Source organism: Amycolatopsis sp. DG1A-15b (assembly GCF_030285645.1).
Taxonomy (GTDB): domain Bacteria; phylum Actinomycetota; class Actinomycetes; order Mycobacteriales; family Pseudonocardiaceae; genus Amycolatopsis.
Genome location: NZ_CP127296.1, coordinates 1,076,916 through 1,098,094 on the forward strand (window position 1 = coordinate 1,076,916; position 21,179 = coordinate 1,098,094).

Genomic DNA, 21,179 nt, shown 5'->3' on the forward strand with positions numbered 1-21,179 from the left:
ATGAGGCGGCGCGTAGCCATACATATGTTGTCTGCGCCGAATGAGAGGTGGCCCCGTTGGCCGAAGTGATCAGCGCCATCGACGCCGTGGACGTGCGCTTCCCGACTTCGCTGAGCCTGGACGGGTCGGACGCGATGAACCCGGAACCCGACTATTCGGCGGCGTACGTGACCATCCGCACGAGCGCCGGGGAGGAGGGCTACGGGCTCGCCTTCACCGTGGGCCGCGGCAACGACGTCGAGGTCGCCGCCGTCCGGGCCCTCGTTCCGCTGGTCGTCGGGATGCCGGTGGCCGACGCGCTCGACGACCTCGGCGCCTTTTCCCGCCGGCTGACCGGCGACAGCCAGCTCCGGTGGCTGGGCCCGGACAAGGGCGCGATCCACATGGCCGCCGCCGCGATCGTCAACGCGGCGTGGGACCTGCGGGCCCGCCGCGAAGGCAAGCCGGTCTGGCGGCTGCTGGCCGAAATGCCGCCGGAGGACCTGGTCGACCTGGTCGACTTCCGGTACCTGCAGGACGCGCTGACCCGCGACGAAGCCCTCGACATCCTCCGCCGCGCCGAACCGGGCCGCGCGGGACGCCAGGCCGAACTGCTGGAATCCGGTTTTCCCGCCTACACCACGACTCCCGGCTGGCTCGGGTACTCGCCGGAGAAGCTGGCGGCGCTCGCGAAGGAGGCGGTCGAGGACGGGTTCACCCAGATCAAGCTCAAGGTCGGCGCCGACCTCGACGAAGACGTCCGCCGGCTGCGGCTCGCGCGGGACGTCGTCGGGCCGGACATCCGGATCGCCATCGACGCCAACCAGGCCTGGGGTGTCGGGCAGGCCATCGAATGGCTGCGCCCGCTCGCGGAGTTCGACCCGTACTGGATCGAGGAGCCCACCTCGCCCGACGACGTGCTCGGCCACGCCGCGATCCGCCGGGCGGTCGCGCCGATCAAGGTGGCCACCGGCGAGCACACCCACAACGCGGTGATGTTCAAGCAACTGCTGCAGGCGCAGGCGATCGACGTCCTCCAGCTCGACGCGAGCCGGGTCGCCGGGGTGACCGAGAACATCGCGATCCTGTTGCTGGCCGCCAAGTTCGGCGTCCCGGTGTGCCCGCACGCCGGCGGGGTCGGGCTGTGCGAGATGGTGCAGCACCTGTCGATGTTCGACTTCGTCGCGGTGAGCGGCAGCCAGCAGGACCGGGTCATCGAATACGTGGACCACCTGCACGAGCACTTCGTCGACCCGGTGCGGATCGAGCGGGGCCGCTACCTGGCCCCGACCGAGCCGGGGCTCGGGGCGCGGCTGCACCCGGAATCCGTGGCGCAGTACCGGTTCCCCGACGGCCCGGTCTGGCAGCCGGAGGCGGTGGTGGTCGCGTGACCGGCGGGGAGTTCGACGGCTTCCGGGCCGTCGTGACGGGCGGCGCCTCCGGGATCGGGCTCGCCACCGCGCGGATGCTGTCCCGGCGGGGCGCCCGGGTGGTCTGCCTCGACCTGAACGAAACGGCCGAGGAACCCTTGACCGGCGTGCGGGCCGACGTCTCGGACGACGGTTCGGTGCGGGCCGCGGTCGCCGCCGCGGTGGATCACCTCGGTGGCTTGGACGTCCTGGTCAACAACGCGGGGATCGGGGCACAGGGAACGGTCGAGGACAACGACGACGCGGAGTGGCACCGCGTGTTCGACGTCAACGTCGTGGGGATGGTGCGGGTGACCCGCGCGGCCCTGCCGCACCTGCGGGAGTCGCCCGCGGCGGCGATCGTGAACACCTGCTCGATCGCGGCGACCGCCGGGCTGCCGCAACGAGCGCTCTACAGCGCCACGAAGGGCGCGGTCCTCGCGCTCACCCGCGCGATGGCCGCCGACCACCTGGCCGAGGGGATCCGCGTGTGCTGCGTGAATCCCGGCACCGCGCACACCCCGTGGATCGACCGGCTGCTGGCCACGGCCGACGATCCCGAAGCCGAGCTGGCTGCGCTCGCCGCACGCCAGCCCACCGGGCGGCTCGTCACCGCCGACGAGGTCGCCGCGGCGATCTGCTACCTGGCCGGCCCGGACTCCGGCGCCACCACCGGCACCGATCTCGCCGTGGACGGCGGTATGTCCGGCCTGCGGCTCCGCCCGAAACCTGTCAACGAGGAGAGGTCATGAAGTTCCAGCACCTGCGCGCCGCCGCTGTCGTCACAGCCGGTGTCCTGACCGCGGCCGCACTGGCCGGCTGCAGTGGCGGCGGCTCGACCGCCGCTCCGGGCGGCAAAACCGTCGTGGGGGTCGACTACCCGCGCTCGGACACCGACTTCTGGAACGCCTACATCAAGTACGTGCCCCAGTTCGCCGGCCAGTTCGGCCTCGACCTCAAGACCACGAACTCGCAGAACGACGTCGCCAACCTGACGGCCAACGTGCAGACGATGATCAGCCAGGGCGTCAAGGGCGTGGTGATGGCACCGCAGGACACCGCGGCGATCATCCCGACGCTGCAGCAGCTCGCGGGCAAGAAGATCCCGGTCGTGTCCGTCGACACCCGCCCCGACCAGGGCAACGTCTACATGGTCGTGCGGGCCGACAACCGCGCCTACGGCGAGAAGGCGTGCCAGTTCCTCGGCACCAAGCTCGGCGGCCAGGGCAAGGTCGTCATGCTGCAGGGCGACCTGGCGTCGATCAACGGCCGGGACCGCACCGAAGCCTTCAACGACTGCATGAAGAAGAACTTCCCGGGCATCACGGTCTTCGGCGAGGCCACCAACTGGGAGGCCAACACCGCCGCCCAGAAGCTGCAGACCCGGCTGACGGCGAACCCGGACATCAAGGGCGTCTACATGCAGTCCAGCTTCGCCCTGTCCGGCACGCTGCAGCTGCTCAAGCAGCGCGGCCTGGCGGTCCCGGCGAGCGACCCGAAGCACGTGTTCGTCGTGTCCAACGACGGCATCCCCGAGGAACTCGCCAAGATCCGGGCCGGCGAGATGGACGCGACCGTGTCCCAGCCCGCGGACCTGTTCGCCAAGTACGCCCTGCAGTACGTCAAGGACGCGATCGCCGGCAAGACGCCCGCCCCGGGCAAGACCGACCACGACAGCACCATCCTCCAGATCCGCGACGGCCTGATGGAGGACCAGCTGGCCGCGCCGCTGGTCACCGCGGACGGCGCCACGTTCGGGCCGGTGAGCAGCGTCAAGGTCGACGACCAGTCCCTGTGGGGCAACAGCAAGAGCTGATGTGCTCCGGAGAGGAACCGAACATGAACACCGTGCCGGTCGTCGAGGCCCGTCAGGTGGTCAAGCGCTACGGCGCCACGGTCGCGCTGGACGAAGCCGACCTGACCGTCCTACCCGGACAGACGCACGCACTCGTCGGCCGCAACGGGGCGGGCAAGTCGACCCTGGTGTCCGTCCTCACCGGACTGATCGAGCCGGACGCCGGAACCGTGCGGCTGAACGGGGAACCGGCTCCGGCGCCGGCCGACCGGGACGCCTGGCGGGCCCGGGTGGCCTGCGTGTACCAGCGGTCGACGATCATCCCCGAGCTGTCGGTGGCGGAGAACCTGTTCCTCAACCGGCAGGAGACCCGCGGCGGGTTCGTCCGCTGGGCCGCGCTGCGCCGCTCGGCCACCGAACTGCTCGAGCGCTGGTCGGTGGACGTCGACGTGCACCGGCCGGCCCGGGAGCTGAGCGTGGAGCAGCGGCAGTTCGTCGAGATCGCGCGGGCCCTGTCGTTCGGCGCCCGGTTCGTCATCCTCGACGAACCGACCGCGCAGCTCGACGGGGCCGCGATCACGCGGCTCTTCGGCCACATCGCCGAGCTGCAGCGGCAGGGCGTCACGTTCCTGTTCATCAGCCACCACCTGCAGGAGGTGTACGAAATCTGCGACACGGTGACGGTGTACCGGGACGCCCGCCACGTCCTCACCTCGCCGGTCGCCGAGCTGCCGAAGGCCGATCTCGTGGCCGCGATGACCGGTGAGAACGCCGTCACGGTGCAGGAGCGGACGTCCTCGGCCCGGCACGGCCTCGAACCCGTGCTGCGCGTGGACGACCTCAGCCTCGCCCCGTACTTCGCGGACGTGTCGTTCGACGTCGCGCCGGGGGAGATCGTCGGGCTGGCCGGGTCGGGCGGCAGCGGCAAGACCGAGCTCGCCGAGGCGTTGGCCGGGCTGCGCAAACCCACCTCCGGCACGGTCTTCGTCGGGGACCGGCGGCCCCGGCCCGGCGACGTTCCGGCCGCGCTGGCCGCGGGGGTGGGTTTCGTCCCGGAGGACCGCCACCACCAGGGTTTCGTGCCGGAGATGTCCGTCGCGGACAACTCCACGATGAGCGTCATGGACCGGCTCGGCCCCGGCATCTTCGTCCGGTCGGCCCTGCGCGACCGGCTCGCCGGGCAGCTGATCACGCGGCTGGCGGTGAAGACCCCCGGGCCGGAACTGCCGGTGTCCGCGCTGTCCGGCGGCAACCAGCAGAAGGTCGTCATGGCCCGGGCCCTGGCCGGCGCCCCCCGCCTGCTCGTGCTGATCACCCCCACCGCCGGGGTCGACGTGCGCTCGAAGGAGTTCCTCCAGGGCAAGGTCGCGGAGGCCGCCGCGGCGGGCACCGCGGTGCTGATCGCCTCGGACGAACTGGACGACCTGCGCCTGTGCGACCGGCTGCTGGTCGTGGTCCACGGCCGGCTCACCACCGAAATCCCCGCCGGCTGGCAGGACCGCGAGGTCGTGGCCGCCATGGAAGGAGTCGACCTCGATGCCTGAAAGCCCTGCCGCGGTGGACGTCCCGCCGCGGACGGAACCCGGCGCCACGCCACCGCCCCGGCGCATCGCCTTCGCCCGCCTGCGCGACTTCGCACTGGTGCCCGGGATCATCGCGATCGCCGTCGTCGGCCAGCTGGTCAACCCGGTGTTCCTCCAGTACGACAACGTGATCAACATCCTGCAGACCATGTCGGAGATCGCCCTGCTGGTGCTCGCCCAGACGATGGTCCTGGTCGTCGGCAAGATGGACCTCTCGCTGGAATCGACCTTCGGCCTCGCGCCGGGTGTCGCGGCGTGGCTGACGATCGGCGGCGGCCATTCGCTCGGGCTGCTGCCGTCGTGGGCGGCGGTGCCGGTGGTGCTCCTGGTCGGCGTGGTGGTGGGGGCGCTCAACGCCCTGCTGATCGTCCGGTTCGGATTGAGCGGGTTCGTCGTCACCCTCGGCATGCTGATCGTGCTGCGCGGCCTGCTGACCGGGATCTCCGGCGGCCAGACCTTCTTCGGCCTGCCCGATTCGGTGCTCTACCTCGGCACGACGTTGTGGGCCGGGATCCCGGCGTCGATCTGGATCTGCGTGCTGTTGTTCGCCGGCGGGATCGTGCTGCTCGGCTACACCCGGTTCGGCCGCAGCCTGTATGCGATCGGCGGGAACGAGGACGCGGCGAAGGCCGCGGGCATCCGGACCGACCGCATCGTGTGGATCGTGCTGATCGGGGCCAGTGTCCTGGCCGCGCTCGGCGGGCTGCTGCTTTCGGGACGGCTCGCCTCGGTGGCCGCGGCGCAGGGCAACGGCTACATCTTCACGGTGTTCGCCGCCGCCGTGATCGGCGGGGTGAGCCTGAACGGCGGCCGGGGCACGCTCTTCGGCGCCTTCACCGGCATCCTGCTGCTGTACATGATCCAGAACGTGCTGACCCTGGCCGGGGTGCCCGCCCAGTGGATCGGCGCGCTCAACGGCGCGATCATCCTCATCGCGCTGGTGATGTCCCGGATCACCAGCGGCAAGCGGCAGACCTGATGGCGGATCTCGGCCTGGGCACCGCCGGCCTGGGCGACGTCTTCGGGGAGATCGACGACGAGGCCGCCGCGGAGGTCGTCGCCGCGGCGGCCGGCGCCGGGGTGCGGTACTTCGACACCGCGCCCTACTACGGCTTCGGGCTGGCCGAGCGCCGGCTCGGCCGGGCGCTGGCCCGGCTGCCCGCGGGTTCGTTCGCGGTGTCGACGAAGGTGGGCCGGACGCTGACCGGCGACGGCTGCGTCTTCGACTTCTCCGCGGACGCCGTCCGCCGGGGGCTCGAGGGCAGTCTCGACCGCCTGGGCCTCGACCGCGTCGACATCGCGTACCTGCACGACCCGGACGACCACGAGGAGGCGGCCGCCGCCGAGGCGTGGCCGGAACTGTGCCGGCTGCGCGACGAAGGCGTGGTGTCCGCGATCGGCGTCGGGATGAACCAGTGGGAGATGCCCGCCCGGTTCGTCGAGCGGCTCGACGTCGACGTCGTCCTGCTCGCCGGCCGGTACACCCTGCTCGACCGCAGCGGTGCGCAGCTGCTCGACCTCTGCGGCGAGCGCGGGGTCGACGTGGTGCTCGGCGGGGTGTTCAACTCCGGCCTGCTCATCGATCCCAAGCCCGGCGCCTGGTTCGACTACGCCCCGGCGCCGGCGGACCTGCTGGCCCGCGCGCAGCGCATGCGCGAGGTCGCCGCCTCGGCGGGGTACGACCTGGCCGCGTGCGCGCTCGCGTTCGCCGCCGCGCATCCCGCGGTGACCTCGGTCCTGGTCGGTGCCACGAGCGCCGGACAGCTGCGGGAGAACCTGGGCTCTTTCCGCCGCGAGGTGCCGCCGGATCTGCTGCGGCGATTGGTTTCCTGCTAGCTCCCCATCACCCTCTGGAGAGTGCGATGACGCCCCCTGCCCAGAACCCGTTCTCCCGACGGCAGTTCGGCGCCCTCGCGGCCGCCGGGCTCGCCGCCGCGGCCGTGCCACCCGCGCTGGCCGGCCCGGCGGCCGCCGCCACGCCGGGCGGGCCGTACCAGCCCACCTGGCCGTCGGTCGACCGGCACCCGCCCGCGCCGGCGTGGTTCCAGGACGCCAAGTTCGGCATCTACTGGCACTGGGGCGCCTTCACCACCCCGGAGTTCGGCAGCGAGTGGTACGGCCGGAACATGTACATCCCGGACAGCGGCGAGAACAAGCACCACAAGGCGACCTACGGCGACCCGGCGGTGTGGGGCTACGACCGGTTCATCGACGGCGGCACCGACGTGGCGGGGAACCACGTGCAGTTCGCGCCGAAGCCGGTTTCCCGGGGCGGGCGGTTCGACCCGGAGGAGTGGGCGCGGGTGGTCAAGGCGTCCGGGGCGAAGTTCGCCGGCCCGGTCGCCGAGCACCACGACGGGTATTCGATGTGGGACAGCAAGGTCAACGAGTGGAACTCGGTGGCGCGCGGGCCGCACCTGAACCTGCTGGACCTGTTCGGCAAGGCCATCCGCGGGCAGGGCCTGAAGCTGCTGGTCGCGATGCACCACGCGTTCAACTACAACGGTTTCTACGACTTCGCCCCGCCGCAGCCCACCCCGAGCCTGCGCAAGCTGTACGGCCAGCTGCCGCGCAGCGAAGAGGACGAGCTCTGGCTGGCCAAGCTCAAGGAGGTGATCGACCGCGCGAAGCCCGACGTCCTCTGGCAGGACTTTTCGCTGAACTCGCCGGGCTACTGCATCAACAGCGGCCCGTGCGCGGTGGGGGAGCGGCAGCGCCTCGAATTCCTGGCCTACTACTACAACCAGGCGCAGAAGTGGGGCAAGGACGTCGTCGCCACCTTCAAGCACTTCGACCAGGGGTTCACCACCGCCGGCGAGGTGGCGGACTACGAGCGTGGCGGGCCGGCCGACATCGTCACGCCGTACTGGCTGACCGACGACGCGATCAGCAGTAGCAGCTGGAGCTACACCCGGGGCATCGGCTACTACTCGAGCACGCAGATGATCCACGCGCTGATCGACCGGGTCAGCAAGGGCGGCACCATGCTGCTCAACATTTCCCCGACGGTGGAAGGCACGATCCCGGCCGAGCAGCGCGCCGTGCTCGCCGACTTCGGCACCTACCTCGGCCGCGTCGGCGAGTCGATCTACGCCACGCGCGCCTGGGACGTCTACGGCGAGGGCCCGACCAAGATGGGCGGCGGCTCGTTCGTCTCGCCGAAGGTGGGCACCGCCAAGGACTTCCGGTTCACCCGCGACAAGGCCGGCCGCGTGCTCTACGCGACCGTGCTGGCCTGGCCCGGGGCCACGGCGGAGCTCACCACGCTGTCCGGCAAGCGGATCGACCTCAGCAGCCTGCGGCGCGTCCAACTGCTCGGTGCTCCCGGCGCGCTGAAGTACACCCAGGACGCGAGCGCGCTGCACGTCACGCTGCCGGCGGCGAAGCCGTACGAATCACCTGCCTACGTGCTCAAGCTGACCTTCGCGAACAGGATCCCGGTCGTGGGACCGGCGACCGGCGCGAAGGTGTTCGCCGAGCGTCGCTACAGCGGGGCGAGTGCGGCGCTGGGAGTCGGCAGCTACACCGCGGCGCAGCTGAAGGCCGTCCTGCCGAAGCCGGTTTCCGCGATCTGGCCCGGGGACGGCTACCAGGCTCTCGGCTACCCGGCCGACGACTTCACCGGAACTCCGAGCCGATTCCTCGTGGCCACGCCGGACGTGCGGGCGTCCGCCATCGTCTCGATGCGCGTGACGTTCGACCCCGCCCGGTGGTTCCGCATCGTCAACGTCACCAGCGGCCTCGCCGTGGACGGTGGCGGCGCGGTCGTGGCGGGCAGCAAGCTGAAGGTCTGGACCCCGGACGACAGCACCAACCTCCAGTTCGGCATCGAGGACGCGGCCGACGGGTTCGTCAAGCTGACCAACCGCACCAGCGGCCTGGTGATCGACGGTGCGGGCGCCACCACCGCGGGCGGCAGCCCCGTGCAGTCCGGCTACACCGGCGCGGTGAGCCAGCAGTGGTCGATCACCGACACCGGGGACGGTGTCTGCGTGATCGCGAACCGGGCGAGCGGGCTGGTCCTCGACGGCGGCGGGATCGTGCCATCGGGCTCCCCGCTCAAGGTGTGGTCCGACGACGGCAGCCCCAACCTCCGGTGGCTGTTCTCCGTTGTTTGAGGTGCTCCTGGACGCCGTGACCGGTCTCCGGTCACGGCGCTCAGAGCTCGAGCCGGCCGTCGAGTTCCCGGATGTCGGCCAGGTGCGCGCGCAGCCAGCGTTCGGACGTGTCGACGTGCATCAGCGCGGCCGCGGTGGCCACCGCCGGGTCACGGTCGGCGAGTGCGTCGTAGATGGCCTTGTGCTGCGACAGCGTCACGTGCGTGACGCCGCGGTCGACGGTGCCGCGCCAGACCCGCGCGCGCAGGGTGCGCGAGGAGATGCCGTCCAGCAACGCGGTGAGGGTCTCGTTGCCCGTCGCGGTGACGACCGCCCGGTGGAAGGCGGCGTCGAGCACGGTGAGGCGTTCGACGTCCTCGACCGCATCGTGCATCGCGTCGAGCAGCTCGCCGACCGCGCGCAGCTGCGCGTCGGTGATCCGGGTGGCGGCCAGGCCGGTCGCCGCGGCTCGAGGAGCCGGCGCACTTCGGTCAGTTCGAGAACGCTGCCGCCCTGCATGAGCGCCACGGCGTTGCCGAGGCCTTCCAGGAGCAGGCTCGGCGCGAGACTGGTGACGTACGTGCCGTCGCCGCGGCGGACTTCGAGCACCCTGGCCAGCGCGAGCGCCTTGACGGCTTCCCGCGTGGGACTGCGGGAGATCCCCAGCTCGGTGGCCAGTTCGTGCTCGGGGGGCAGCTTGGAGCCCGCCGGAAACCGGCCGGACCGGACGAACTCCCGGATCCGGTCGATCGCTTCGTCGGTCAACGACCTCGCCATGGTCCTCCTCGGACAGCTCACCTGAAGAACCACCCTAGCATTCATATGATGTATACCCACAAAGGAGTCGCCGGTGTCGCATGAGTTTGGGTGATTCACCAGTTTCGACGAAAGGTCCTCCTTGAGACATGTGATGTCTGGAACATTTCTTACTTACTTGTAAGTTAGAAAGCATGACGACGACATTCGCCCCCGACGTGGCCGAGGCACGGGCCCGGGTCGATCCGTGAGTTCGTGACGCACATGGCGCGCGCCTACCCCGACTACTCGTTCACGCGCACAGGGCTCTACACCGAAGTGAGCCGCCGCGCCGTGCTCGTCGCCTGGCGCTTCACCGGTACGTCCGCCAAGACCGGCAGCCGGGTCGAGTTCCACGGCGACGACCGGCTGGAACTGGGCGAAGACGGGCTGATCCACGCGTACCGCTGCCTGTACGACAACAAGTTCGTGCTCAGCCAGCTCGGCGGTGGCGCGGGGGAGCGGTGAACGACGCGGGTCCGGCCCGCCTGCCCGCCGCGGCGCGCCGGGCGGGGATCATCGAAGCGGCCGACGCCGAGTTCGCCGCGAACGGGCTGGCGGGCACCCGGCTGGAGGCCATCGCCGCCCGGGCCGGCATCTCGCACCCGCGGATCGTGCAGATGTTCGGCTCCGAGCGGAAGCTGTTCCTCGAAGTCGTGCGACCGCATCGAAGCGGCGTTCGCGGGCGCCGAGCCGAAGCTGGCCGCGCTGGGCGTCGCCTATGTGCGGCTCCTGCAGAGTGATCCGACGGTCGGCCTGGTGGTGCTGCAGGGCTACGCGGCGGCGGCGGACGAGCCGGTCCGCGAGGCGGTCCGCCGGCGGCACCTCGCCCTGATGGACTCGATCGCCGGGTTGACGGGTGCGGACGCGTTGCTGGCGCGGACGTTCTTCGCCACGGGCCTCGTCCAGACGGTGTCGACCGCGCTCGAGCTGCCCGGGCAGCGCGCCGACACGGCTTGGAGCGCGTGGATCCTCGACCTGGCCGGCCCGGCCGGCGACTCGTGACGGCGCCGGTCACGACTTTTCGGGCACTTTCGTCCCTCCGGTTGACACATCGGGGCGCCGGGTTCCAGCATCAATGCTGCCGAGCAAGCGGTCAAAAGATCACCGGTGGGTGACGGCGGCCGCGGCTCACCCGTTCGAACCACTCTCGCCCAAGGATGTGCGGACGTGACCGAGAACCGGTATCCCGGCGCCCTTCGCGCCGATCCCCCTTAGCCGTGGTGGACGCCGCGGCCGTCGACGGCCGATCGGCGGTCCGGCGCGCTCTTCCCTGAAGTGTTAGCGCTAACACCATTCCCGGTGCGTGCTGTCCCCACGGAGGTGACCATGACCGTTCTCGACCTTTCCGATCCGCGGCCGACCCTGGCCGATGTGGCCCGGGCCGCCGGTGTCTCGCCGGCGACGGCGTCGCGGGTGCTCAACGGATTCCCCAAGGTGCGCGACCGGACCCGGCGTCAGGTCGAACAGGCCGTGCGCGCCCTCGGCTACGTCCGGCAGCGGGCGGCGCGGGCGGGCGACGGACAGCGGACGGGCACGGTCGCCGTCGTGCTGTGCGAGGACAGCCTGCGGCTGTTCTCCGACCCGTTCTTCGGCCGCATCATGGGGGGTATCCACCGCGAGTTCACCGCGGCGGGCGTGCAGGTCGTGGTGCTGATGATGCAGGTGGCGGCCCAGGCCACCACCTTCCGGTACCTGGGCGGCGGGCACGTCGACGGAGCCCTCTTCGTGAGCACGCACGCGCGGTGCACCATGGCGTTGTCCCAGGCGGAGCTCCCCATCGTCAGCGCCGGCCGGCCGATGGCCCCCGACCCCACCCGGTACACCTACGTGGACGTGGACAACCGCGGGGGCGCCGTGGCGGCCGTCCGGCACCTCCAGGCCGCCGGGCGGCGGCGGATCACGACGGTCGCCGGCCCGAAGGACATGGCGCCGGGCCGGGACCGGCTCGCCGGCTACGTCGCCGCGATCGGCGGCCCGGGCGTCGTCGACCCGGGATCGGTGGCCCACGGCGACTTCGGCCAGGCATCCGGCGAGCACGCGATGCGGCGGCTGCTCGACCGGAGGCCGGACCTGGACGCGGTGTTCGTCGCGTCGGACGTGATGGCGTTGGGCGTGCTGCGCGCCCTGCGCCGCGCCGGGCGCCGGGTCCCCGACGACGTCGCGGTCATCGGCTTCGACAACTCGCCGATCTCGCGCACCACCGACCCGCCCCTGACGACGGTGAGCCAGCCGGTCGAGCAGCTCGGCGGCCGGTCGGCGGCCGAGCTGCTCGCGGTGATCGACGGAACGGCCGAGCGGCCGCGCCGCGTGGTGCTCGGCACGACGCTGGTGGTCCGGGAATCGGCGTGAGGTCGCGGCGGCAGCCGGGCGCCGGCCCTGAGCGGGCGCTTAGTGACCTTGTTCACGAACCGGCCGCGGGTATCGTCGCCCGGCGAGGCCGTCCGGGAAGGCGGGTCCCCAGGTGGGGGCCGCTTCCACCGGCGGATGGCGGGTGGCTGACGAGCGTCGCGAACGGTCGTGTTGCCGACGTCAAGGTGAACATTGCCGGTGACTGTGGTGACCTCCATGTGACGCGAAGTCTTCGCGGGGGTTACCGATGAGGGTGGGCAGCGTGCGAGAGCAGACCAGAGGGCACCTCGGTGGCACCGCGGTCGTGCTGCCGGACCCGGGGCGTTCGATCGGCGTGCTCACCTCGACGCTGGCCACGCTCGGCAACAGCCGGACGCTCGACGCCGTCGCGCAGGCGGCCGCGGCCGAGGGGTACGCGATCAAATTGATGTCCGTGGGCAAACCGACCCGCGACGCGGTGACCGACGCGTTCCGGGAACTGGGGACGCACGACGTCGACGGCCTCGTCGTCCTCGTCGAGGAATACGCCCTGGATTGGCCGGGAATCGTTTTCCCGCAAGCCGTCCCGGTGGTGGTCGTCGATTCGAACGCGCGTGCCGGATATGCGACGGTCGACGCCGATCAAACGCAGGGCGCGGTGCTGGCGACCGAGCACCTGCTCAAGCTCGGCCACGAGACCGTCTGGCACATCGCGGGGCCCTCGGATTCGTTCGCGGCCGAGCACCGGGAACGGGCCTGGCGGCGGACGCTGACGCGGTTCGACCGGCGGGTCCCGTTGCCGGTGGTGGGGGACTGGACGGCCGGATCCGGCTACACGCTCGGCCGGGTGCTGGCGCACGACCCCGCGGTGACGGCGGTGTTCGCGGCGAACGACCAGATGGCGCTGGGCCTGCTGCGCGCACTGCACGAATCCGGTCGTTCGGTGCCGGGCGAAGTCAGCGTCGTCGGGTTCGACGACATGGCGGAGGCGGCCAGTTTCTGGCCACCGCTGACCACGATCAGCCAGCCGTTCGCCGAACTGGGCGACCAGGTGGTGCGGACCCTGCTCGGCGAGATCCGGTCCGGGGTGCGGGCGGCCACGCTCGAACGGGTGCCGGTGTCGCTGGTGGTCCGGAGCAGCACCGGCCCGCCGCCGTGGTGATCCGCACCGGCGTGAGGAAGGTGTGAAGAGTTTCGCGGTTCGCTGGTTCTTGCTCGCTCTTCGCGATTGAATACATCGAATCGTGCGACCGCGTGTTGACACGGCGGCCGGCGCAAACGGATGCTCGGCTTACCGGCCGAAAGGCCGAACCCCCGGACCGACAAAGGGAGAGAGCCGAGTCATGACCACCGTGCCGGCGAAACCTCCCGTTGCGTCCTGATGGAACCGGAACTCATCGAGATCACCGTCACCGTGCCGCACCCGCCCGCGGCGGTGTGGACGATCGTGGGCAGCCCGCACCTCTACCCGCGGTTCGTCCGCGGGATCACTTCGTGCGAGCCGGTTTCCGAAGCGACCGGCCGGGGCGCCCGCTACCGGTACCGCGCCGGCGGCGAGGGCGAGGCCGAAATCTTCGTCCACCGCCGGGGCGAGCACCTGGCCTGGTCCGGCCGGCAGCACCGGATGTCGGTCGTGCTGCGTCCGACGCCCGAAGGCTGCGCGATCACGTTCCTGCTCACGCTGCTCGACGGCCGCTCGCCGACGGCCCCGCGGATCCGCCAGCGGATCCTGGACGCGGTCGCGGCGATCAGCGACCACCTCGGCGGCGTCCCCGCGGCGGACTCGCTGCCGCCCCGCCCGTCGAAGCGCGAGTTCGCGCGGATCCTGGTCAAGGCCGGGGTCCTCACCCCGGCCCAGCCCACCGGAACGCTGCGGCAGCTGAGGTCGGTGGGCCGCTGGGGCTCGACCCTGGCCGGCGGCTACGAGGCGGTGGCGCGCCGCACGCCGGAGTCGCTCGCCCTGTGCGACGAGCGGTCCGAGCGGACCTTCGGCGAAGTCGACGACCGCACCACCCGGCTGGCCGCGGTGCTGAAGCGCTACGACATCGGCGAGGGGTCGCGGGTCCTGCTGATGTGCCGCAACCACAACGCGATGGTCGAGGCGATGATCGCCTGCAGCAAGCTGGGCGCGGACGTGGCCCTGATGAACACCGGGCTGGCCCTGGGCCAGGCCGCCGAGTTCGCCCTGCGGCACGGCTCCCAGCTCGTGCTCGCCGACGCCGAGTTCGCCGCCCTGCGCGAGCAGCTGCCGCCCGAGATCCCGCAGCTGTGGACGTGGCCGCCCGGCGACGGGTGGCACGGTCCGACCATCGAAGAACTGATCGAGGCGCAGTCGCCCGCCCGGATCGCCCCGCCGGGCAAGCCCGGCCGGCTCGTCGTGCTCACCTCGGGCACGTCCGGCCCGCCGAAGGGCGCCCGCCGGCCAACCCCGCACAGCGTCGCGGACGCCGCCGCGGTGCTGTCGGAGATCCCGCTGCGCTCCGGCGAACCGATCCTGGTCGCGGCCCCGTTGTTCCACACCTGGGGCCTGGCCGCGCTCCAGCTCGGCATGGCGCTGCGGGCGGGGCTGGTGCTGCCCCGCCGCTTCGACCCGGAAGCGACGCTGTCGATGATCGAACGGCAGCGGTGCACGGCGTTGTTCGCGGTGCCGACGATGCTGCAGCGGCTGCTGGACCTGCCGGAGCAGACCCGGGCCCGCTACGACCTGTCCTCGCTGCGCGTGGTGGCCAGTTCCGGCGCGGGACTGCCGGGCCGGCTGGGTGAGGAGTTCATGGACGCCTTCGGCGACATCCTCTACAACCTGTACGGCTCGACGGAGGTGTCGTGGGCGGCGATCGCCGGGCCACGCGACCTCCGCGCGGCCCGCGGCACGGCGGGCCGTCCGCCGATCGGCACGGCGATCCGCGTCCTGGACCGCGCGGGCACCCCGGTGCCACCCGGCGCGACCGGCCGGCTCTACGTCGGCAACCGCCTGCTGTTCGACGGGTACACCGAGGGTGAGCAGCTCGACGTCCGCGACGGCCTGATGGACACCGGCGACCGCGGGTACGTCGACGCGAACGGCCTGTTGTTCGTCCAGGGCCGCGAGGACGAGATGATCGTGTCCGGCGGCGAGAACGTGGCCCCGGCCCCGGTGGAGGAAGTCCTGCTCACCTTGCCGGAGGTCCGCGAAGCGGCGGTCGTCGGCGTCCGCGACCCCAAGTACGGCCAGCGCCTGGCGGCCTACCTCGTGCTGGTGCCGGGCGCTCGGCTGGACGCGGACACGGTGCGGTCCCACGTGCGTGAACGTCTCGCGCGCTTCGCGGTGCCGCGGGATGTCGTGTTCGTCGACGAGCTGCCGCGCAACGCGACGGGCAAGGTCGTGAAGCGGGCCCTGCGCCGCAACTACCGCTGGTGACCGGCCTGCCCCTCCGCGGCTCCTGTGGCAGTGTCGTGAGTGGACGACGGCACCCGGCCCGCGGAGGAGCTGATGGTACACAAAGGACAGAGCAGGCTGTTCGACGCGTTGACGACGAAAGGGACGGCGTTCAGCCGGGAAGAACGTCATGACCTGGGTCTGCTCGGCCTCCTGCCGTACGCGGTGAAGTCGCTCGAGGACCAGGTCGCCCACACCTACCAGGAGTTCTCCCGGCGCCGGGACGACCTGGACAAGCACATCTACCTGCGGGCCCTGCAGGACCGCAACGAAACGCTGTTCTACCGGCTCCTCGCCGAGCACGTCGAAGAAATGCTGCCGATCGTCTACACGCCCACGGTCGGCGAGGCGTGCGAACGGTTCAGCGACATCTACCGCCGCCCGCGTGGCCTGTTCGTCTCCTACCCCGACCGGGGACGGCTGCGGGAAGTACTCCGGAACCGCCCGAACGCGGACGTCGACGTCATCGTCGTCACCGACGGGCAGCGCATCCTCGGCCTGGGCGACCAGGGGATCGGCGGGATGGGCATCCCGATCGGCAAGCTCTCGCTGTACACGCTGATCGGCGGCATCGACCCGGCCCGCACGCTGCCGGTCGTGCTGGACGTCGGCACGGACAACGTCGAACGGCTCGAGGATCCGAACTACCTCGGGTGGCGCCACCGCCGCATCGATGACGACGAGTACTACGCCTTCGTCGACGAGTTCGTCACGGTGGTGCGCGAGGAACTGCCGGACGTGCTGCTGCAATGGGAGGACTTCGCGACTTCGCACGCCCTGCCGATCCTCGAGCGCTACCGCGACCGGATGCTCACCTTCAACGACGACATCCAGGGCACCGCCGCGGTCACGCTCGGCGCACTGCACGGCGCGGCCGAGACGGCGGGACGCCCGCTGTCGCAGCAGCAGGTCGTCATGCTCGGCGCCGGCTCGGCCGGCATCGGCGTGCTGGAGATGATCCACCGGGAGATGGTGGTGCAGGGGCTTTCCGACGCCGAGGCCGCGGACCGGATCTGGGTCGTCGACATCGACGGGCTGCTCACCGACGACCGGGCGGGACTTTCGGCCGGGCAGCGCCGGTTCGCGCAACGGGCGAAGCGCGTCCGGGACTGGGAGGGCACCGGGCTGGCCGACGTCGTCCACCACGTCGACGCCGGGGTGCTCCTCGGCCTGTCCACGGCGGCCGGCGCCTTCACCGAGGACATCGTGCGCGAAATGGCGGGCAAGACCGACCGGCCGATCATCTTCCCGCTCTCGAACCCCACCAGCCGCGCCGAGGCGCACCCGCGCGAGCTCGACGAATGGACCGACGGCCGCGCCCTGGTCGCCACCGGCTCCCCCTTCGCGCCGGTGGAGCGGCACGGCCGGAAACGCCGGGTCGCGCAGTGCAACAACGTCTACATCTTCCCCGCGGTGGGCCTGGCGGTGACGGCCGTGGGCGCCACCCGGGTCACCGACGAGATGATGCGGGTGGCGGCCAGGACGCTGGGCGAGGCGTCCCCGGCGCTGACCGACCCGGACGAGCCGCTGCTGCCCGCGTGGGACGACGTCCCGGAGATCGCGACCCGCATCGCGACCGCCGTCGCCGTCCAGGCTGTTCAGGACGGCGTCGCACCGGAGAAGAGCGAGGACGAAGTCGCGAAGGCGGTGCGGCAGACCCGGTGGACTCCCGAATACCGTTAGCGGTCAGGCCGGGCAGCTGACGTCGTGCTCGGGGGCCGCCAGTGCCAGCAGGTAGCGGTCCACGGCCGACCGGGTGCAGGCGTTCTTCTCGAAGACCCCGTGGCCGGAGCCCTCGTACGTCAGCAACGTCGTGTTCGCCGGGGCTTGGCGGTGGATGGCGAGGGCCCAGGCGTACGGGGTCGCCGGGTCGTGGCGGGAATTGAGCAGCAGGATTCGCGGCGCTCGCGGGATGCTCAGCCGGTGCGGCGGGTTGGCCGGCGGGCCCTGGACGCCCAGGCACGCCATCGCTTCGCCGTGGCCCAACGTGCTGCCGCGCATGACCGGGCCGCGGCGCAACTCTCCGGCGTGCAGCACCGAGTACTGTGCGAAACTCCGGATCCGCAGGTCGAAGTCCTGGCAGACGACGGCCAGGCGGATCGAGTCGTAGTTGTAGGAGAACTGGGCGGTCATCGGCGGCCTGCCCGCCGCGGCGTCGGCGATCGCCTGGCCCAGGTCGTCCCACACCGGGCGGTACATGTCCTTCAGCACCCGGTCGCGCAGCTCGCTCTGCGCCGGCGGCGTCGCGGCGGTCACCGCGAGAGCTTTCTGCCAGACGGCGTAGACGTCCTGGCCGTGCAACGCGCAGGTCGTGGTCCGGTCGCACCACGCGGCGAACTGGCGGAACGCGTCGTCCGCGGCGGCGGCCCGGTCGCCGAGGAACCGCTCGATGCCGGCGCTGTGGTCGATGGAGCTGTCGAGCACCATCGCCCGCACCCGGTCCCCGTGCTGTTCGGCGTACTGCTGGCCGAGCAGCGTGCCGTAGGAGATGCCGAAGAAGCTGATCCGCGCTTCGCCCAGCGCGCGGCGGACCGCGTCCATGTCCTGGGCGTTGGCGCCGGTATCGGCGTGGTCGAAGACGGGGAGGTTGCGGGCGCGGCAGGTGGAAACGGCCTGCTCGCGGTACTTCCGCAGCGCGGCGAACTCGACCGGGCCGACGGGCTCGTCGCCCGGCGGCCTGCCCGTGTCACCGCATTCGATGAATGCGCTGCGGCCGGTTCCGCGCACGTCGAAGCCCACGACGTCGAACCGGGCCTGCATCTCCGGGCTGAACACGCCCGGAGTCACGGCGAGTTCCGCGTTCGACGAGCCGGGACCGCCGAAATCGGCCAGCAACACGCCGAGGCGGTGTGCGGAATCCGTGGCGCGGTGCCGGGCCACGGCGAGCGTGATCGTCGGCCCGTTCGGGGAGTTCCAGTCCAGCGGCACCCGGACCGTGCCGCACTCGCCGTCCGGCGGAGCGGGGTTGTCCGGGTCATCCGGACACGCCGTCCAGACGATCGGGGCCGGCGTCCAGCCGGTCTCGGCCACGGCCGGCGCGGCGCCGGTCAGCAGAAGTACGCTCGCCAGAACGGTTCCCAGCACCCGAGGCTCCTCCCCGCGACGACCCGGACCCCGTCGACCGTAGGGCGCCGGGGTCTGGACCACAAGAGCCGATCAAGCGCTGCTGCCCACGAACGTCCACACGCGACCACAGGCCGCCGTCCCCGAGCTCCTTCTTCAGCGGATGATCGGTGACATCGGGGTGCGTGGTGATTCGGCGGGGAAACAGTCTTCCGCGCGGCAAAACCTGCGGTAATCGGCAGTCAGGCGGCGACTTTCCTGCGCGGAGCGCGCTTTCGTGGCGACGGCACTGACGATTCCGTGTCGGCGTCGTGCACCCGCTCGTAGGCGGCGACGACTTCGGAGGAGAGGCGGCCCCGCTCGGAGACCTCGTAGCCGTTCGCGTTCGCCCAGGCCCGGATCCGCTGGTTGCGCTCGCGATCGGAGGCGGTGGTCGACTGGCCGGTGGCCACGCGCACCTTGCGCCCGCCGACGCGCCGGCCGGCGCCGATGTAGCGGGCCAGTTCGTGGCGAAGGGCGGTCGCGTTCCGGTCCGAAAGGTCGATTTCGAAGGTGACGCCGTCGAGGCTGAACTGGACGGTCTGGGCGGCGGTGCTGCCGTCGATGTCGTCGAGGATCTCGACGGAGACTTTCTGGGCCACTTGGCTACTCCTCCGGTGGATGTGCGCTCGAGAACGCGAACAGCACAATGCGCAGCGTTCGCCGCGAAGTGTATCCACAACCGGCCCGAAAGGGAATTCAACTCGCGGGGAAACGGCGCGGGTCCGTTCGGCGTAATTGCCCGCATCGGAGCAGGAAGCAGGGGCCCGGGGCAAGATCGGCCGCGGCCCGGAAATGCGCCGGTGTCGCCTCAATGGGTGAAGAACGACTTCGGCCGGGTTACCGGCCGGTCAGGTGCCACACCGCGACGGCGAGGAGGTCTCCTGGCGATCTATTGTGGACGTCCTTTCCGGACGGCCCGTGGTCGAGCCGCGGACGGCGCCCGCGGCCTTCCTGCGGTTTCCCGGATGGCCGGCGAAGGGTTCCCGAAATGCTCGCCGGTGTCGGGTGGGTTCGAAACCCGGGTGGCGGGAAAGGCGGTGGCCGGGGCGGCTCACCGGACTTGGCCGGCGCGCCCGCTGCCGCCGGACGGCGCCCGCCCGTGCTGGTCCGGCGCCGATCAGGGTGGGGGTCACCGTCGGAGGTGCGGCGTCGGCTGCGCGGGGCGCGGCTCGCGGGAGATGGCCGTGCGCGCTGCCGGAGGTGGTCGGGGCCGCGGCGGTTGCGGCTCGCTCCGCGGGGTCGGGCGCCGGTGGCCGCGGCGGCTGCGGCTCGCTTCGCGGGATTGGGCGCTGGTGGCCGCTGCGGCTGCGGCTCGCTTCGCCGGCTGGGGTCGGGAGCTGGTGACCGCGGCGGCTCCGCTGGGTTCGGGACCGCTCGCGGGACGGGTCGGGGGTGGCTGGTGCGCTCGCTGCCACCGGACGGTGCTTCCGCTCGCCACGGTGCTGGCCGCTGATCAAGGGCGCGCGCACGCCAGCGACCGGGCCGAGGCTGCCCGGCTGGACTGGGGCCGCGGCCGGCGGTGGCGGGGCTTACGTCGCGAGGTGCTGGGAAGTGAGACCGGTGAGCTGGATTGGATCGGTGGGCGGGATGGCTTCGGCAGAGGCGGGTCCCGGTCGGGCTTGAAGCGGTGGGGTCGGTTGAGCTGGATCGGATTCGCTGGGGGGTCTGGCCGGGTGGGCTCTGGCGGGTGGGTCCCGGTTGCGCTGGAGGTGGCGGGCCGGGCTGTGCTGAATCGGGTCTGTCGCAGGGGGCGGGTGGGTCCGTTGCGCTTGGGGTGGCGAGGTCGGCTTGGCAGGACCAGTCCATCGGCGGGCCTGGTCGGGTGGGGGCTCCTGCCGCGCTTGAGGTGGCGGGATCGGCTGAGCTGGATCGGCGGTCTGCTCCGGTGGGTTTCGGCAGGGCTGCTCCGGTCGCGCTTGAAGCGGTGGGGCCGGGCTGAGCCGGACCGGTCTATCGGTGGGTCTGGTCAATGGGCTCTGGCAAGGCTGCCCCGGTCGCGCTCGAAGCGGCGGGTCGGCTGAGCCGAACCGGCTTCGTCGGCGGTCTACCCCGGTGGTCCCCGCCGGCGCGGCCCCGGGGCACGCCCGAAGCAGCAAGGCTGGCTGAGCCCGACCCGACCCGATCTGCGGCCGAGATGGCCGAGGCGGTCCCGGCCGCGAGCCCACGGGCCGCCCGCCGCCGGCGCGCAGGCCCGGTCACCAACCCCATGCCACCCCACCCGCACCCCGGCCACCCCCCAGCCGCCCCGGGGCGCGCTCGGCCCCCGGCTCCGCCACCCCTCCCGGGTGAACGCTGTTCACCCCCAGGCAATCGGCCACCTTCGCATTCCGGGCTCGACTTTGCCCCGGTTGCCGGGATCATGGAGATCTGCGTTGATCGATCATTTCACCGATGCGCCCCGCTCTTCCGCGTTACCCGCCAATCGGGTGATGCGCCGTAAGCTGAAGCACATCTTTGAAAGTCACTTACTTCGGTCGCCGGGCTGGGTTCGTCACCCGGGTGGCGTTGCGTCTTCGCTGGTGAGCGCTCTGCCGTAAAGTCAAACCTCCCAATCGAGGTAACATTTTCCGGCAGAAGAGTGAACAAAAATCGTCGTTGTACTACTCGCTGTCCGGGTAAACCGAGGCGATTTTTGGCCATTTTTGCCAATGCTCCGTTCGGCGGTACGAG

General features: G+C 71.5%; 16 protein-coding genes and 2 pseudogenes. 14 read left to right on the top strand and 4 right to left on the bottom strand.

What is annotated here, in order from left to right; genetic code table 11:
* Positions 1-47 precede the first annotated feature (47 nt).
* Genes QRY02_RS05150 through QRY02_RS05180 form a run of 7 tightly spaced genes read left to right on the top strand, consistent with a single transcriptional unit; the run spans position 48 to position 8,884 of the window.
* Positions 48-1,370: an enolase C-terminal domain-like protein gene (locus QRY02_RS05150; RefSeq protein WP_502874187.1), complete on the top strand. Its 1,323-nt coding sequence runs from the start codon at positions 48-50 to the stop codon at positions 1,368-1,370.
* Complete coding sequence (locus QRY02_RS05155) at positions 1,367-2,140, top strand: SDR family NAD(P)-dependent oxidoreductase (RefSeq protein WP_285990338.1); 774 nt, start codon at positions 1,367-1,369, stop codon at positions 2,138-2,140. Before QRY02_RS05150 ends, QRY02_RS05155 begins: the two co-directional genes overlap by 4 nt.
* Entirely contained in the window at positions 2,137-3,204 is a 1,068-nt protein-coding gene (locus QRY02_RS05160) for a sugar ABC transporter substrate-binding protein (protein ID WP_285990339.1), read from the top strand. The genes QRY02_RS05155 and QRY02_RS05160 overlap by 4 nt, the downstream gene beginning before the upstream one ends.
* Positions 3,205-3,227: 23 nt before the next feature.
* On the top strand, positions 3,228-4,727 hold the full coding sequence (locus tag QRY02_RS05165; protein ID WP_285990340.1) for a sugar ABC transporter ATP-binding protein: 1,500 nt from the start codon (positions 3,228-3,230) through the stop codon (positions 4,725-4,727).
* The gene (locus QRY02_RS05170; RefSeq protein ID WP_285990341.1) at positions 4,720-5,745 is read left to right on the top strand and encodes an ABC transporter permease; all 1,026 of its coding nucleotides are present in this window, start codon (positions 4,720-4,722) and stop codon (positions 5,743-5,745) included. The genes QRY02_RS05165 and QRY02_RS05170 overlap by 8 nt, the downstream gene beginning before the upstream one ends.
* Positions 5,745-6,602: an aldo/keto reductase gene (locus QRY02_RS05175; protein ID WP_285990342.1), complete on the top strand. Its 858-nt coding sequence runs from the start codon at positions 5,745-5,747 to the stop codon at positions 6,600-6,602. The genes QRY02_RS05170 and QRY02_RS05175 overlap by 1 nt, the downstream gene beginning before the upstream one ends.
* A 26-nt stretch (positions 6,603-6,628) precedes the next feature.
* Positions 6,629-8,884 (top strand): alpha-L-fucosidase, encoded by a 2,256-nt coding sequence (locus QRY02_RS05180; RefSeq protein WP_285990343.1) that lies wholly within the window; start codon positions 6,629-6,631, stop codon positions 8,882-8,884.
* 40 nt (positions 8,885-8,924) lie between these two features.
* Here the strand turns inward: QRY02_RS05180 and QRY02_RS05185 are convergent, their stop codons facing one another.
* Together QRY02_RS05185 and QRY02_RS05190 are read right to left on the bottom strand one after the other, a co-directional pair.
* Positions 8,925-9,317 carry a FadR/GntR family transcriptional regulator gene (locus QRY02_RS05185; RefSeq protein WP_353069509.1) on the bottom strand — a complete coding sequence of 131 codons (393 nt, stop codon included), beginning with the start codon at positions 9,315-9,317 and terminating at the stop codon, positions 8,925-8,927.
* 179 nt (positions 9,318-9,496) lie between these two features.
* Positions 9,497-9,685: pseudogene (locus QRY02_RS05190) on the bottom strand (GntR family transcriptional regulator); the annotation flags it as partial.
* Between the two features lie 156 nt (positions 9,686-9,841).
* On the opposite strand from QRY02_RS05190, the pseudogene QRY02_RS05195 reads away from it, so the two are divergent.
* The 7 genes and pseudogenes from QRY02_RS05195 to QRY02_RS05225 form a co-directional block, all read left to right on the top strand.
* Positions 9,842-10,126: pseudogene (locus QRY02_RS05195) on the top strand (nuclear transport factor 2 family protein); the annotation flags it as partial.
* The gene (locus tag QRY02_RS05200; RefSeq protein WP_285990344.1) at positions 10,123-10,401 is read left to right on the top strand and encodes a helix-turn-helix domain-containing protein; all 279 of its coding nucleotides are present in this window, start codon (positions 10,123-10,125) and stop codon (positions 10,399-10,401) included. The pseudogene QRY02_RS05195 and the gene QRY02_RS05200, both read left to right, overlap by 4 nt.
* On the top strand, positions 10,382-10,663 hold the full coding sequence (locus QRY02_RS05205) for a hypothetical protein (RefSeq protein ID WP_285990345.1): 282 nt from the start codon (positions 10,382-10,384) through the stop codon (positions 10,661-10,663). The genes QRY02_RS05200 and QRY02_RS05205 overlap by 20 nt, the downstream gene beginning before the upstream one ends.
* 324 nt (positions 10,664-10,987) lie before the next feature.
* On the top strand, positions 10,988-12,010 hold the full coding sequence (locus QRY02_RS05210; RefSeq protein WP_285990346.1) for a LacI family DNA-binding transcriptional regulator: 1,023 nt from the start codon (positions 10,988-10,990) through the stop codon (positions 12,008-12,010).
* A gap of 262 nt (positions 12,011-12,272) precedes the next feature.
* Positions 12,273-13,151, top strand: coding sequence for a substrate-binding domain-containing protein (locus QRY02_RS05215; protein WP_285990347.1), 879 nt, complete (start codon positions 12,273-12,275; stop codon positions 13,149-13,151).
* 219 nt (positions 13,152-13,370) lie between these two features.
* Positions 13,371-15,386 (top strand): AMP-binding protein, encoded by a 2,016-nt coding sequence (locus QRY02_RS05220; protein ID WP_285990348.1) that lies wholly within the window; start codon positions 13,371-13,373, stop codon positions 15,384-15,386.
* Positions 15,387-15,458: 72 nt separating this feature from the next.
* Positions 15,459-17,087, top strand: a complete 1,629-nt coding sequence (locus QRY02_RS05225) for an NAD-dependent malic enzyme (RefSeq protein ID WP_285990349.1) — start codon at positions 15,459-15,461, stop codon at positions 17,085-17,087.
* Positions 17,088-17,090: 3 nt separating this feature from the next.
* Here the strand turns inward: QRY02_RS05225 and QRY02_RS05230 are convergent, their stop codons facing one another.
* Positions 17,091-18,488 (bottom strand): alpha/beta hydrolase, encoded by a 1,398-nt coding sequence (locus tag QRY02_RS05230; RefSeq protein WP_285990350.1) that lies wholly within the window; start codon positions 18,486-18,488, stop codon positions 17,091-17,093.
* Between the two features lie 221 nt (positions 18,489-18,709).
* Positions 18,710-19,108, bottom strand: a complete 399-nt coding sequence (locus QRY02_RS05235; protein WP_285990351.1) for a histone-like nucleoid-structuring protein Lsr2 — start codon at positions 19,106-19,108, stop codon at positions 18,710-18,712.
* Positions 19,109-21,179 lie beyond the last annotated feature (2,071 nt).